This is a genomic window from Pedococcus cremeus, assembly GCF_900111375.1.
Classification (GTDB): Bacteria; Actinomycetota; Actinomycetes; order Actinomycetales; family Dermatophilaceae; genus Pedococcus_A; species Pedococcus_A cremeus.
The window spans coordinates 226,807-239,193 of record NZ_FOHB01000003.1; the positions used below are offsets into that span (position 1 = coordinate 226,807).

A 12,387-nucleotide genomic window follows, 5' to 3' on the forward strand; every position below is an offset into this window, starting at 1 on the left:
GCCGCGCTTACGGCGGTGCTACTGCTGTATGTCACAGACGTGACAGGCGCGCTCCTCTTTGGCGCCGCTTGCGTCACCGCCGCAGCGGACGCCCGTGACCGCTACTGGCCTCGCCTTTCGTCGAGCCAGGCAGATCGATGACTGTTTGAGCAGCGGACGACCGCTGCCCTCGCCGTTGGTCCCTCTGGCGTCGGTGGGGGCGTTGGCGCTCATCACGGCCTTGATCGTTGTCATTGCGGTCTTCGTTCGCCTGTGACCCCGCTGCTCGCGTAGGTGCTCCCTCCCGAGAGCCAGGGCATCGCCGCCCGCTCCTCCATCGTGTTGGGCTGGTCCCCATCCCCTCGAACGCGTCCCTTGCAGTCTGGCGACACGGTCACGATCCGACGTGATGCAAGGGAGGCTTGGAGGCCAGGGCCCCGGTCGGTGAGCTCCTTCCGGAGGGGAAACGGTTGCTGCGGTGGCAGACCTCAGTTCCGGCTGAAGAGGCGACCGAGCAGAGATCCGGCCCGGGTCAGCTCGGTCGCGTGGCCGGTGCAGCGGTCGGCGCGCGGGACGCTGGCCATGACCTGGTCGACGTGCTGGCCGCAGCCAGTCGAGGTGGTCTTGCCACAGGTCTTGCAGGTGGCGGGACGGCACATGGTGTTCCTCCTTCGATGTGGTGTGTGTCGTCCATTCCCGCAACTCCGTTGGGTCAGGGGAGTGCGTGTTACGCGCTTCTCAGAAGGCGCAGGTACTCGCGGTCACCAAGGAGCTCCAGTCGCCGCCACAGCACGCTGCCGGGAAGGGCCTGGCTGGGGTGGCATGCCACCGCCGTGAGCTGGCGCTGCCGAGAGACGGTCACCCTCAGGTCGATCTCGGCGTGAGCGTGTCCGACGAAGGCCGCACCGAACTCCTCGGTGAGCTGCTGGCCCACGTCGAAGGGGAGGGTCCAGCCCAGCACTGGCAGCCCGAGCCGCTCCGCGGCTGCCATCGCTGCGCGCGTGGCGGCCGTGTGGTCGGGGTGGCCTGTGACACCACTGAGATCGAAGCCGAGAAGTCCGTCGACGTGACGTCGGGTGGCGACCATCCCCACCGCGGCAGCCAGCTCCTCCAGGGGCATCGAGGCCAGTCCGCCGTCGGGGAAGTCCATCAGCTCGACCTCCTCCACGCCCAGGGCGTCGGCCGCGGCGCGCAGCTCCGCCGCCCTGATGTCGGTGAGGTCCCCCTCCACCCCGTGCAGCGTGGACGCCTCACCGTGGGTCAGGCAGAGGACAGCCACGCGCGCGCCGGCGTCGATGAACGAGCTCAGAACGGCACCGAGCCCGAACGACTCGTCGTCCGGGTGGGCGACGACGGCAAGGACCGATCTCCACTTCGGCAGGGCTGGTACCGACATGGGGCAACTCTCCCGCGCCTTCACACAATCTTCACGCCCCGACCCGTCGACCCCTCACAGCTTGTCGGTGGACTGGAAGCAGGAAAGGGCAGAAAAGAGAAGGAGGCGAGCGTGATGACGCTCCGAAAGATCACCACCACGAAGTCACTGTCGGCGGCTGTCGCAGGAATGGCCCTCGTCGGGCTCGGCTACCCGGCCGCGGTGCACGCGGCCACGAGCGCAACGACGACGGGCCTGACCAACGCCCAGCTCTCCGAGATGCGCGAGGAGGAGCGGATGGCCCGTGACCTCTACACCCAGCTCGGGCGGAGCTCCGGTGAACCGATCTTCACGAGGATCGCTGCCGCGGAGCAGCGGCACCTCGATGCTGTCGAGCGGCTGATGACCACCCAGGGGATGGATCCCCAGACCGTGGGGACCACGGTGGGCCGCTATGCCGTCCCGGACCTGCAGTCCACGTACACCCGATGGCTCGCAGCCGGGCGCGTGTCCGACCAGGCGGCCTACAAGGTCGGTGCGGACCTGGAGAAGCAGGACATCGCCGACCTCAAGGCACTGGACGTCCCCTCCGGCAGCACCGGCGCGCGGGTCGTCCAGGCCCTGCTGGCCGGCTCCGAGCACCACCTGGCGGCGTTCACCAAGGCCGTCAACGGCGACCTGCCCGAGGGCTGCCCCTTCGCCGGTGGCGCTGGACAGCAGCAGGGCTACGGCCGTGGTGCGGGTCAAGGGCCCGGTGCCGGCATGGGCCACGGGATGCGGGGCGGTGCCGGTCACGGCATGGGCTGGTCCAGCTGACGCCCATCCTGGGTGTCCGTCGCGACGGGCAGGGTGAGCGTGAACTCGGCACCCTGCCCGACGCCAGGGGAGGAGGCCGTGAGGTCGCCCCCCATCGCGCGGGCGATCCCTCGGCTGACGGTCAGCCCGATGCCGGTGCCCCCGTCGCGGCGGGTGCTCCCCGTGCTGTCCGGGACCCGGTAGAACCGTTCGAAGACCCGCTCGAGGTCGTCGGCCGCCAGGCCCCTGCCGGTGTCGCAGACCCGGATGGTGGCCCGGCCATCCGTGTGGGTCACGTCGATGTCGAGTCGTCCTCCGCCGGGCATGGCCTGCGCGGCGTTGTTGACCAGGTTGGTGACGACCTGCACGAGGCGCTGTTCATCGCCCCTGACGAGGACCGGTGCGGACGACGGTACGTGGTCGACGCTGACTCCGCATGCTGACAACGCGCCGCCCAGGCGCCCGGTGACCGCGGTGACGACCGAGCGCAGGTCTACCAGCTCGCTACCCGGCTCGAGGCGCCCCTCCTCGACCCGCGAGAGGTCACCGAGGTCGGCGGCCAACCGGCGCATGCGCGCCACCTCTGCCTCGAGATCGGCGTATGCCGCGGGGCCGGGCTCGAAGACGCCGTCGGCCAGGCCCTCGAGCTGCCCCTCCATGACGGTCAGGGGCGTGCGCAGCTCGTGCGCGATGTCGCCGAGCAGGCGCACCCTCCGAGCCTCCGTCTCCGCCAGCGCGGACCCCAGGGCGTTGACGTCGTGGGCCAGGGCGGCGAGCTCGGGCTCGGCGGGAACGGGTGCGCGGTGGGCGTAGTCGCCGCGTGCGATCTGCCGCGTGGCGGTCCGCACGTCCTCCACGGGCCGCAACAGCCGTCGCCCCAGCAGGGCCGCGCCGGCCGCCGCCACCAGCAGGCTCACCAGCACTCCGACGACCATGGCTGTGTTGATGGCGGAGACGAAGGTCTGCCGCAGCTGCCCCTGTCCCTGGCCGTGCATCATGCCCGGCATGGCGTTGACGTCGCGCTCGAACAGGGCCGCAGCACCGAAGCGGACGATGGCGAACGTGGTGAGCGCCCCGACCAGTGCTACGAGGACGTGCGAGAGGAAGAGCCGGGTGGACAGGCGCCTCATCGGCTGCCTCCCAGGAACCGGTAACCGACGCCGCGCACGGTGCCGATCCACGTGGGCCGGCTGGCGTCGTCCCCGAGGCGGTGGCGCAGGCTGCGGATGTGCACGTCGACCACCCGGTCGTCGCCGACCCAGTTGGTCCCCCACACCTGCTCGAGGATCTGCTCGCGGGAGAAGACCCGGCGGGGGTGGCGGGCCAGCAGCAGGAGCAGGTCGAACTCGAGCGCCGACAAGGCCACCTCGTGCCCGTCGAGGACGACCTCCCGCCGGTTCTCGTCGATGCTGAGCCCTTCGAAGACCACGGTGCCGGAGTCCGCCGGTGCAGATCCGCCTCGTGGGCGGCGCAGGACGGCTCGAACCCGGGCGACGACCTCACGGGGGCTGAAGGGCTTGGTGATGTAGTCGTCGGCACCCACGCCGAGTCCCACCAGGCGGTCGACCTCGTCGGCCCGCGCCGTCACCAGCAGCACGTAGGCATCGCTCGTGGTGCGGAGCCGGCGCAACACCTCCAGCCCGTCGACGCCCGGCAGGCCGATGTCGAGGAGCACCAGGTCCGGGGCTGGTGCGCCGTCCTCGAACCGGGTGAGGGCCGAGGGGCCATCGGCAGCCTCGTCGACCGCGAATCCTTCGCGCTCGAGGTAGGCGCGCAGCACCTTCCGGATACCGGGTTCGTCGTCGACGACCAACACCCGCTGAGCGGTCATGGGTCCATCGTGGCCGAGAAGGCACCCGAGCGTCGGCAACGTGGCCGGTGCCACGGCGCCCCTTGGTCGCCGCCCGGCCCAAGGCCCCATGCCGGCCCAGCCTGGGACGACGAAGCCGCAGCTCTGGGAACGTCCCTGACCTGCGGCTTCGTGGTGGGAGCGGGTGACGAGAATCGAACTCGCGTAGCCAGTTTGGAAGACTGGGGCTCTACCATTGAGCTACACCCGCGCGGACCCCGACCGGAGGCCGAGGATCCGAGGCGTTAGCCTAATGCCCGCTCTCGCGAGTGCTGAAATCGGCTCGCCGAGAACGGGGTATGGCGCAGGTTGGTAGCGCGTCCGCTTTGGGAGCGGAAGACCGAAGCGTCAAATCCGGCTACCCCGACAAACACTGGCGCGAAGCGCCCGGCTTTGGCGGGGGACGCGCGATGTGGGAGGAGCGGAGCGACGGTTCCGGCTACCCCGACAAACACTGGCGCGAAGCGCCCGGCTTTGGCGGGGGACGCGCGATGTGGGAGGAGCGGAGCGTCGGCTCCGGCTACCCCGACCACGCACGAGGCCCGGCGCACCGCAGTGCACCGGGCCTCGTTGTCGTGAGGAGCCGTCAGCTCTTGCCGCCGCTGCCGCCGGCACGGAACGCCACCCACGCGTCGCTCATCCGCTCGGCCTGGCCGCGGGTGAACTCGTACATGCAGGAGTCCTGCGTGTAGTCCATGAAGTTGTGGATCGGGTCGGTCCCGGGTGCAGCGCACGAGTCGGTCGAGTCGGGCGGGCAGTTGAACTGCGGGTACGCCTCCTTGGGGGTGTCGGCGACGTAGTCACCGGCCGCCGAGCAGCCCTTGTTGAAGGTGTGGTCCAGCATCAGCCAGTGGCCGACCTCGTGGGTGAGCGTGTCGCCCTCGCCGTACTTCCACGCCTTCTTCGGGTCGTCCGGGTTCACGCCTCCGGGCATCGACTCGTCGAGCATGACGACGCCGTCGATGTAGTCGCGCCCGTTGTTGTAGCCCTTGGGGAAGTAGGCCCAGCCGAGCAGGCCGCCGCCGATGTTGGCCGCGTAGACGTTGAGGGTCCGCGAGTCGCCGGTGTAGAGCGCCTTCTTCATGTCGCGCTCGTTCTTGCCGGGGACGACGGTGTACCAGGCGGGGTTGGTCGTCCACGTGACGTCGGTGAGCCGGAACCGGAAGGGCGTGTCGGCGGCCGGGTTGGCGGCCGTGCCCGTCTTGCCGGAGTAGGAGTCGTTGAGCACCGTCATCTGCGCCGCGATCATCGACTGCCACCGCGCCTTCTCGGCGGCGGTGAACCCGTCGTCGGAGACCATGTGGAACACCGTCGGGATGGTGACCGTGCCGTTGCCGAGGTAGGGGGCGTCGGGCAGCACACCGTAGGCCTTGGCCTCGTTGTCGGGGTAGAGCTTCGGCTCCTGGGCGGTGCTGCCGTCGGCGACGCGGGCGGCGCTCAGCGCCGAGCCGAGGGCCGCGCCCGGTGCGCACGCGGCAGCGGCGGGGGAGGCCTTCGCGGAGGATGCTGAGGAGGCCCCTGCCGGGGACGAGCCATCGGCCGGAGCGGCGCTGACGGTGCCGGAGGCGGTTCCGCTGGCCAGGGCGGCCGCCGCTGCGGCTCCCACGACGGCCAGGCGCAGGGAGGTGGTTCTACGCATGTGACTACCTTTCGCCGGGACAGGCCCCGGTGGGAGCCCTTGGCGGACCGTACCCCCGATGCGAACTACGCAAAACCCCTCAGTGGAGGGCGCCACCGGTACGTCAGATGCCGTACTCCTCGAGCAGGCGCAGCCAGATCTCGCTCATCGACGGAAACGCCGGCACCGCGTGCCACAGGGTCCGCAGCGGCACCTCGCCGACGATGGCGACCGTGGCCGGGTGCACCAGCTCGGCGACGTCCTGGCCCACCAGCGTCGCGCCGACCATGGTGCCCTTGTCCTCGTCCACCACCATGCGTGCCCGGCCCTGGTAGCCCTCGGCCTGAAGGCCGGACCCCGCCGCACTGTCCATGGGCACCTCCACCACCCGGACCCGTATGCCGCGCTCGCGCGCCTGCTCCTCGGTCAGGCCGGTGGCCGCCACCTCGGGGTCGGTCCACACGACCTGGACGGTGCCGAGGCCCTCGGCCCAGGGAGTCATCGACGCCGGGTCGACCGGGCGGCCGGTGGCACGGGCGCCGACGAGGTCGCCGCAGGCGCGCCCCTGGTACTTGCCCATGTGCGTGAGGAGGGCGATCCCGTTGACGTCGCCGACGGCATACAGCCAGGGCTCGTCACCGACGGCACCCTTGACCTCCATGCGCTCGGTGACGGGCAGGTAGCCCTTCTCGTCGGTGGCCACGCCGACGCTGTCGAGCCCGAGGTCCGCCGTGTTGGGGACGCGTCCCACGGCGACGAGGATCTCGTCGGCCACGACGCTCTCGCCGTTGTCGAGGTCGACGGTGACCTCACCGCCCTGACCCGGCCGGGTCACCTTGGTCGCCGCCGCGCCGGTGCGGATCCGCACGCCCTGCTCACGGAGCCCGGCGGCGACGGCCTCGGCCGCGAACCGCTCCATCCGCCCGAGCAGCCGGTCCTCCTGCTCCACGATCGTGACCTCGGACCCGATCGCGGCGAAGACCACGGCCAGCTCGCACGCGACGGGACCACCACCGAGCACGACCAGGCGCTCCGGCACCCTGGGCGAGGTGGTGGCGTCACGGTTGGTCCACGGGTTGGCGTCGCGCAGGCCTGGCAGGTCGGGCACCAGGGGGGCGGTGCCCGTGGCGACGATGACCGCGTGCCGCGCCTCGTAGACCCGCCCTTCCACCTCCACGCGCCGCTCACCGGCCAGCCGGGCGGTGCCCCGCACGAGGTCGATGCCGGCGCTGTCGAGCCAGCCGACGGCGCCCTTGTCGCTGAGGTTGTCGATCCAGGAGTCGCGGCGGGCCAGCACGCCGTCGCGGTCGACCCTCGCGCCCTCGGAACCCTGCACCCGCTGCGAGGCGTGCGTGACGAGCACCGGGCGCAGCAGCGCCTTGCTGGGGGAGCAGGCGTAGAAGCTGCACTCGCCCCCCACCAGGTGCTTCTCCACGATCGCCACCGTCAGGCCCGCCTTGCGGGCCCGGTCGGCGGCGTTCTCGCCGACGGGGCCGGCTCCGATGACGATGACGTCCCAGCTGTGGTCGACCGTGCTCTCAGCCATGGCCCGAAGATACGGCCGGGCGGGGGCCGAGGCCCGTCGAGCCGCGACTCGTCGCCGCGGCGGCCCGTCGAGCGCGTCGCCCGATGCCGCCCGTCAGAGCAGGGCGTTGCCCGCCTGGTGCCCGGTCAGCGCGTCGGCCAGGCCGGAACGACCACCGTCGCGGTCGAGTTGCTGCTCGAGGCGGCGGGTGGTGCGCTCGCTCGGCCAGACGTGCCAGGCCAGCAGGGCCACCGAGAACGTCCCGCCCACCAGGTAGGTCATGGCGGTCTGCGGCTCCAGCACGAAGGTGCCCACCAGGCTGATGATCGCCACCGCCTCGCACAGCGCGAGGCGCAGGACCAGGGTGGAGCGGTATGCCGCGAGACCGGCTGCCGCGACGTCCTCCGGCGGGGTGCCGGCCGCCACCGCCGGGACGCGGTAGCCGACGGTCTCGACGGTGAGGTGGGCGACCACGGCGAGCGCCCCCAGCCCGGCCGCGGCCCAGGTGGGCGGGTAGCCGTCGGCGCCGACCGCGAGGAACGCGACGACGCCGAACATCACCAGACCGCCCAGGACGGCCCCGACGAGGATGCGCATCTGCGCGAGCGGGGCCGGTGGGGTGGGTGTGGCGTGCTGCTCCATGAGGGCACCCTAGGCGCATTCGGTGCAGCGGCGTGGGACGGCTACGATGTGCTTTTGGCCCGGTCAGAGCGCCCCATGGCGTCGGCCGCTGGCTTCCCTGTCGCCCACGATCCTGGAGTGCCCCGCAGTGAAGAGTGCCGTCGAGACCCTCAACCCGACCCGGGTCAAGCTGACCGTCGAGGTCCCGTTCGAGGAGCTCAAGCCCAGCCTCGACGCGGCATACAAGACCATCGCGTCGCAGATCCAGGTCCCCGGCTTCCGCAAGGGCAAGGTGCCCGCGCGCATCATCGACCAGCGCGTCGGCCGCGGCGCCGTCCTCCAGGAGGCGGTCAACGACGCGCTGCCGCAGTTCTACGGCCAGGCGGTCGAGGAGAACAGCGTGCGCCCGATCGGCCAGCCCGAGGTCGACGTCACCGAGGTTCCGGCCGAGGACGGCCAGGAGCTGAAGTTCACCGTCGAGGTGGACGTGCGCCCCGAGATCACCCTCCCGGACTACGCGTCCATGAAGCACGAGGTCGACTCCGTCACCGTGGCCGACGAGGACATCGAGGAGCGCCTCACCTCCCTGCGTGAGCGGTTCGGCACCCTCCAGGGCGTCGAGCGCGCCGTCGAGACCGGCGACTTCGTCTCCATCGACCTCGAGGCCAACATCGGCGACGAGCAGATCGACGCCGTCACCGGCATCTCCTACGAGGTCGGCTCCGGCAACATGCTCGACGGCATGGACGAGGCCCTGGTCGGCATGTCCGCCGGGGAGACCAAGACCTTCACCGCCCCGCTCGCCGGTGGCGACCGCGAGGGCGAGGACGCCGAGGTCACCGTCACCGTGCAGTCGGTCAAGGTGCGCGAGCTGCCCGAGCTCGACGACGACTTCGCCCAGCTCGCCTCCGAGTTCGACACCCTCGACGAGCTCAAGGCCGACGTCGCGAAGCAGGCCGAGCGCGCCAAGAAGTTCGAGCAGGGCGTCCAGGCCCGCGACAAGGTGCTCGAGCACCTCCTCGAGACCGTCGAGATCCCCGTTCCGGACTCGATCGTCGAGGCCGAGGTGCACGCCCACCTCGAGAACGAGGACCGCCTCGAGGACGACGAGCACCGCGCCGAGGTCGAGGAGAACACCCGCAAGGCCCTCAAGACCCAGTTCCTGCTCGACGCCATCGCGGAGGCCGAGGAGGTCTCCGTCGAGCAGCCCGAGCTCATCGAGTACCTCGTGATGTCGGCCCAGCAGTACGGCATGGACCCGAACCAGTTCGCGCAGGCGATCGACCAGCAGGGCCAGGTGCCCGCCATGGTCGCCGAGGTGGCCCGCCGCAAGGCGCTCGCCGCCGTGCTGGAGAAGGTCACCATCGTCGACGCCGACGGCAACACCATCGACCTCAACGAGCTCAACGAGCAGCCGGGCCTCGAGCACCTGGTCGAGGACCTCGCTGACGACGAGACCGGTGACGACGAGGCGGAGGCCGACGAGGCTGCGGCCGGCGAGTCGACCGACGAGGGCGAGACCGAGAAGGCCTGAACCCTCTCCCACGTTTGATGTAGGCCGTGGTCTGGACACCGTCCAGCCACGGCCTACGTCGTTGTGCGTGAGCGCACGTCGGACGTGTCGGACTTGTCGTCCGCTGAACGGACGGATCTGGCGGGGGCTCTTTACGACGTCCTCCGGCAGCCAGACGATCGCGCCATGGACGTCACCTCGTTCCACAAGCTGCGCACGGCGGTGCAGGACAACGCCGTGCCCGCCGGCTCGCTCGAGGTCCTGGAGCTCGAGTCCGGGCTGCGGGGCGAGCTCGAGGAGAGCGGCTACTTCGACCAGGTCGAGGTCGGCTCGACGTCAGACCCGGACCAGCTCGTCATCGCGCTGTGCCGCTGCGCCCCCGAGGTGCCCTCGTGGGAGGCGGCCTACCGGTTGGAGCACGTATGGGACGTGCTGCGCGCGGGCTCGGCGTGGGAGGCGCACGCGGGCATCGTCACCGACGAGCTCGCCGACTTCGAGGGAGCCATGACCTCGCCCGACGGCGGGAGCTTCCTCACCGTGCATGTGGTGGCCCTGCGGCACGCCGAGGCGGCGGCGGCGCCCAGCGGGGACTCGGGGGCGGCGCTGGCCGACTAGTCCCGCGACCTCGCGGGCTGGTCGGCCGCGTCCGAGTCCGGCGGTGCCGTGGTGGTGCCGACCCGCAGCTCGGTCGGCATCTGTACGTCGGTGACCGGCTCGCCGGCCAGCAGGGCCCGGACCATCACGCCGAGCTGACGGCCCTTCTCCTCGCCGTGCTGGAGCACGGTGGTGAGGGTGCCGACGAACCATGGCAGGTCGACCCCGTCGAAGCCCGTGACACTGACGTCGTGGGGGACGCGCAGCCCGAGGTCCTCGGCCGCCCGGATCGCACCCAGGGCCAGCAGGTCGGACTGGGCCACGATCGCTGTCGGGCGGTGCTCGGCCGGCACGTCGAGCAGCATCCCCCCGGCCAGGCGGCCCTGCTCCACGTCGGGGAGGGCCGTCTCGACCATGGGGGAGGCCTCGCCGAAGACGTCCATGAACCCCAGGGCCCGGTCACGCGCGTCGGCGTAGGCTGCCTTCTCGACGTCGGCCGGGGTGATCGGCCCGGTGCTGCTGTCGCCCTGGAGCTGCATGGCGATGTGCCCCGCCCGCCGGTGGCCGAGGTCGTGCAGGTGGCGCGCCGCCGAGGCAGAGGCCCCACGCTCGTCGAGCCGGATCTGCGCCACCCGGGGGTCGTCGGGCGAGCCGTTGCCCGCCATCGGTATGCCGCGGGCGGCGAGCTGCTCGACGACGGGGTTGTGCATGGGACCGCACAGCGAGAAGACGACGGCGTCGAGGGCGTAGCCGGCGAGCTGCGGGATGATGCGCCCCGGGTCGTCCGCGGGCTGGGCGATCAGCAGCATCCCGGCCGGGATCGCGTCGAGCTCCTGGGCGAGGCCGTCGAGCACACTGACGGCGAACGGGTCGCGGAAGGCGTGCAGCAGCCGGCCCTCCACGACGACGCCCACGACGCCGGCGCGCCCGTGCCGCAGGGACGAGGCCAGCGGGTTGGGACCGGTGTACCCGAGGTCGGTGGCCGCCCGGCGCACCCGGTCGGCGGTGTCCTCGGCCACCGGGCCCTTGCCGCTGAAGACGAGCGAGGCGGTGGAGGTGGACACGCCGGCCCGGTCGGCGACCTCGCGCAGGGTGGCGCGGGCTTGACGGGGGCTGGCCATGGGCGACACACTATCGAATCGATTCGGTCGAATCGATTCGACCGGTGCATCTGCCACCTTGTCCACCCTCGTACGCACAGTGAGTCCCTGCCCGTGACCCAGCAGACAGCCCTCGCCTCCGACCGCACCCGCGTCCGCACCGCCCGCAACGCGGTCTTCGTCGTCTTCGCCCTCGCCGGCGTCGTGTTCTCCTCTTTCGCCTCGCGCATCGCCGACAGCAAGGCCGAGCTCGGGCTCAGCGCCGGCCAGCTGGGCCTCACGCTCTTCGCGGCGTCCTGCGGGTCGGTGCTGGCCCTGCCCTTCGCTGGTCGTGTGGCCGACCGGATCGGCGCGGCGCGCACGGTCGTGACCGGCATGGTGGTCGCCGGCATGGGGCTGGTCACGGTCGGCGTGGCCGTCGACGTGGCGCGGTCGCGCCCGCTGATGGCCGTGGGGCTCTTCTTCCTGGGCATGGCCGTCGGCCTGTGGGACGTCGCCATGAACCTCGAGGGCGCGGCCGTCGAGCGGCTGCTGGGCCGCACCGTCATGCCGCACTTCCACGCCGCCTTCTCCGGCGGAACGGTAGTGGCCGCGCTCATCGGCTCGCTCATGTCGTGGGCCGGCGTGTCCCTCGTCCCGCACTTCCTGGGCGCGCTGGTCGTGACCGCGGTGCTCGGCTGGTGGGGCGTCCGCGCGTTCCTGCCGCGGGTCGTCGAGGAGGACCCCGTGGTGGCAGGGGACGGCGTCCCGGCCGCTGTGCCGGTCAAGCCGCGTTCGGCCTGGCTGGAGCCGCGCACCCTGATGATCGGCATGGTCGTCCTCGCTGCAGCCTTCACCGAGGGCACGGCCAACGACTGGATCGCCGTGGGCTTCGTCGAGGGCCACGACCTGCCCGCGTGGGCCGGCGTGCTCGCGTTCGCCGTGTTCCTGAGCTTCATGACGTTGGGACGTGTCCTCGGCACCGGGCTGCTCGACCGCCACGGCCGCGTGCCCGTCCTGCGCGCGACGTTCGCCCTGGCGGCGGTCGGCTCGTTGATGGTGGTCTTCGGCAACCCCGTGCTCGCCTACCTCGGGACCGCGGTCTGGGGCGTGGGGGCATCCCTCGGCTTCCCCGTCGGCATGAGCGCCTCGGCCGACGACCCCGCCCGGGCAGGTGCCCGGATGTCCGTCGTGGCCACGATCGGCTACACCGCCTTCATCGCCGGCCCGCCACTGCTCGGCTTCCTCGGCGACCACTTCACGGTCCTCAAGGCCCTGCTGGTCGTCACGGCCATGGTGTTCCTGGCGATGCTCGTCATCCCCGCCACCCGCGAGCCGGAGCGGACCCGCACCGAGCAGGTCGACGCCGTCGCGGCTGAGTAGCCGCACCCATGCGCCGGCCCGCCTGTCGGGCCTAGCCTCGCCTGCGACACACCACG

General features: G+C 71.6%; 12 protein-coding genes and 2 tRNA genes. 5 read left to right on the forward strand and 9 right to left on the reverse strand.

The features are described 5' to 3' along the window. Positions 1-467 precede the first annotated feature (467 nt). Positions 468-638, reverse strand: coding sequence for a hypothetical protein (locus BMW78_RS20745; protein WP_091757811.1), 171 nt, complete (start codon positions 636-638; stop codon positions 468-470). 68 nt (positions 639-706) lie between these two features. Continuing rightward, positions 707-1,375: a PIG-L deacetylase family protein gene (locus tag BMW78_RS07080; protein WP_091757813.1), complete on the reverse strand. Its 669-nt coding sequence runs from the start codon at positions 1,373-1,375 to the stop codon at positions 707-709. Positions 1,376-1,489: 114 nt separating this feature from the next. Between BMW78_RS07080 and BMW78_RS07085 the strand changes: the two genes are divergently transcribed. Beyond that, positions 1,490-2,170, forward strand: a complete 681-nt coding sequence (locus BMW78_RS07085) for a DUF2202 domain-containing protein (protein WP_091757814.1) — start codon at positions 1,490-1,492, stop codon at positions 2,168-2,170. On the opposite strand, the gene BMW78_RS07090 is transcribed toward BMW78_RS07085, so the two are convergent. From BMW78_RS07090 to BMW78_RS07100, 3 genes are all read right to left on the reverse strand, one after another. Beyond that, positions 2,146-3,279, reverse strand: coding sequence for a sensor histidine kinase (locus tag BMW78_RS07090; protein ID WP_091757816.1), 1,134 nt, complete (start codon positions 3,277-3,279; stop codon positions 2,146-2,148). The genes BMW78_RS07085 and BMW78_RS07090 overlap by 25 nt on opposite strands. Next, a complete protein-coding gene (locus tag BMW78_RS07095) occupies positions 3,276-3,980 on the reverse strand; it encodes a response regulator transcription factor (RefSeq protein WP_091757818.1) in 705 nt (234 codons plus the stop codon). Before BMW78_RS07095 ends, BMW78_RS07090 begins: the two co-directional genes overlap by 4 nt. A gap of 158 nt (positions 3,981-4,138) precedes the next feature. Continuing rightward, positions 4,139-4,209 (reverse strand) — tRNA-Gly (locus tag BMW78_RS07100). An 82-nt stretch (positions 4,210-4,291) separates the two neighbouring features. Here BMW78_RS07100 and BMW78_RS07105 point away from each other — a divergent pair. Further along, a tRNA-Pro gene (locus BMW78_RS07105) sits at positions 4,292-4,365 on the forward strand. A gap of 219 nt (positions 4,366-4,584) precedes the next feature. Here the strand turns inward: BMW78_RS07105 and BMW78_RS07110 are convergent. From BMW78_RS07110 to BMW78_RS07120, 3 genes are all read right to left on the reverse strand, one after another. After that, the gene (locus tag BMW78_RS07110; protein ID WP_091757820.1) at positions 4,585-5,637 is read right to left on the reverse strand and encodes a zinc metalloprotease; all 1,053 of its coding nucleotides are present in this window, start codon (positions 5,635-5,637) and stop codon (positions 4,585-4,587) included. Between the two features lie 103 nt (positions 5,638-5,740). Then, positions 5,741-7,162 (reverse strand): dihydrolipoyl dehydrogenase family protein, encoded by a 1,422-nt coding sequence (locus BMW78_RS07115; RefSeq protein ID WP_091757822.1) that lies wholly within the window; start codon positions 7,160-7,162, stop codon positions 5,741-5,743. A 93-nt stretch (positions 7,163-7,255) separates the two neighbouring features. Further along, positions 7,256-7,783 carry a hypothetical protein gene (locus BMW78_RS07120; RefSeq protein ID WP_091757824.1) on the reverse strand — a complete coding sequence of 176 codons (528 nt, stop codon included), beginning with the start codon at positions 7,781-7,783 and terminating at the stop codon, positions 7,256-7,258. A gap of 127 nt (positions 7,784-7,910) precedes the next feature. On the opposite strand from BMW78_RS07120, the gene tig reads away from it, so the two are divergent. Both tig and BMW78_RS07130 read left to right on the forward strand, forming a co-directional pair. After that, positions 7,911-9,296, forward strand: a complete 1,386-nt coding sequence (gene tig, locus BMW78_RS07125; protein WP_091757826.1) for a trigger factor — start codon at positions 7,911-7,913, stop codon at positions 9,294-9,296. A gap of 165 nt (positions 9,297-9,461) precedes the next feature. Beyond that, a complete protein-coding gene (locus tag BMW78_RS07130; protein WP_091757828.1) occupies positions 9,462-9,890 on the forward strand; it encodes a hypothetical protein in 429 nt (142 codons plus the stop codon). Here the strand turns inward: BMW78_RS07130 and BMW78_RS07135 are convergent. Next, positions 9,887-10,990 (reverse strand): LacI family DNA-binding transcriptional regulator, encoded by a 1,104-nt coding sequence (locus tag BMW78_RS07135; protein WP_091757831.1) that lies wholly within the window; start codon positions 10,988-10,990, stop codon positions 9,887-9,889. The genes BMW78_RS07130 and BMW78_RS07135 overlap by 4 nt on opposite strands. Positions 10,991-11,083: 93 nt before the next feature. Here BMW78_RS07135 and BMW78_RS07140 point away from each other — a divergent pair, with 93 nt between their 5' ends. Next, the gene (locus tag BMW78_RS07140) at positions 11,084-12,331 is read left to right on the forward strand and encodes an MFS transporter (RefSeq protein ID WP_091757833.1); all 1,248 of its coding nucleotides are present in this window, start codon (positions 11,084-11,086) and stop codon (positions 12,329-12,331) included. Positions 12,332-12,387 lie beyond the last annotated feature (56 nt).

Excerpts from the sequence above, each read along its gene's own strand:
- BMW78_RS20745 (WP_091757811.1), bottom strand. The coding sequence starts at position 638 with ATGTGCCGTCCCGCCACCTGCAAGACCTGTGGCAAGACCACCTCGACT.
- BMW78_RS07080 (WP_091757813.1), bottom strand. The coding sequence starts at position 1,375 with ATGTCGGTACCAGCCCTGCCGAAGTGGAGATCGGTCCTTGCCGTCGTC.
- BMW78_RS07085 (WP_091757814.1), top strand. The coding sequence starts at position 1,490 with ATGACGCTCCGAAAGATCACCACCACGAAGTCACTGTCGGCGGCTGTC.
- BMW78_RS07090 (WP_091757816.1), bottom strand. The coding sequence starts at position 3,279 with ATGAGGCGCCTGTCCACCCGGCTCTTCCTCTCGCACGTCCTCGTAGCA.
- BMW78_RS07095 (WP_091757818.1), bottom strand. The coding sequence starts at position 3,980 with ATGACCGCTCAGCGGGTGTTGGTCGTCGACGACGAACCCGGTATCCGG.
- BMW78_RS07110 (WP_091757820.1), bottom strand. The coding sequence starts at position 5,637 with ATGCGTAGAACCACCTCCCTGCGCCTGGCCGTCGTGGGAGCCGCAGCG.
- BMW78_RS07115 (WP_091757822.1), bottom strand. The coding sequence starts at position 7,162 with ATGGCTGAGAGCACGGTCGACCACAGCTGGGACGTCATCGTCATCGGA.
- BMW78_RS07120 (WP_091757824.1), bottom strand. The coding sequence starts at position 7,783 with ATGGAGCAGCACGCCACACCCACCCCACCGGCCCCGCTCGCGCAGATG.
- BMW78_RS07130 (WP_091757828.1), top strand. The coding sequence starts at position 9,462 with ATGGACGTCACCTCGTTCCACAAGCTGCGCACGGCGGTGCAGGACAAC.
- BMW78_RS07135 (WP_091757831.1), bottom strand. The coding sequence starts at position 10,990 with ATGGCCAGCCCCCGTCAAGCCCGCGCCACCCTGCGCGAGGTCGCCGAC.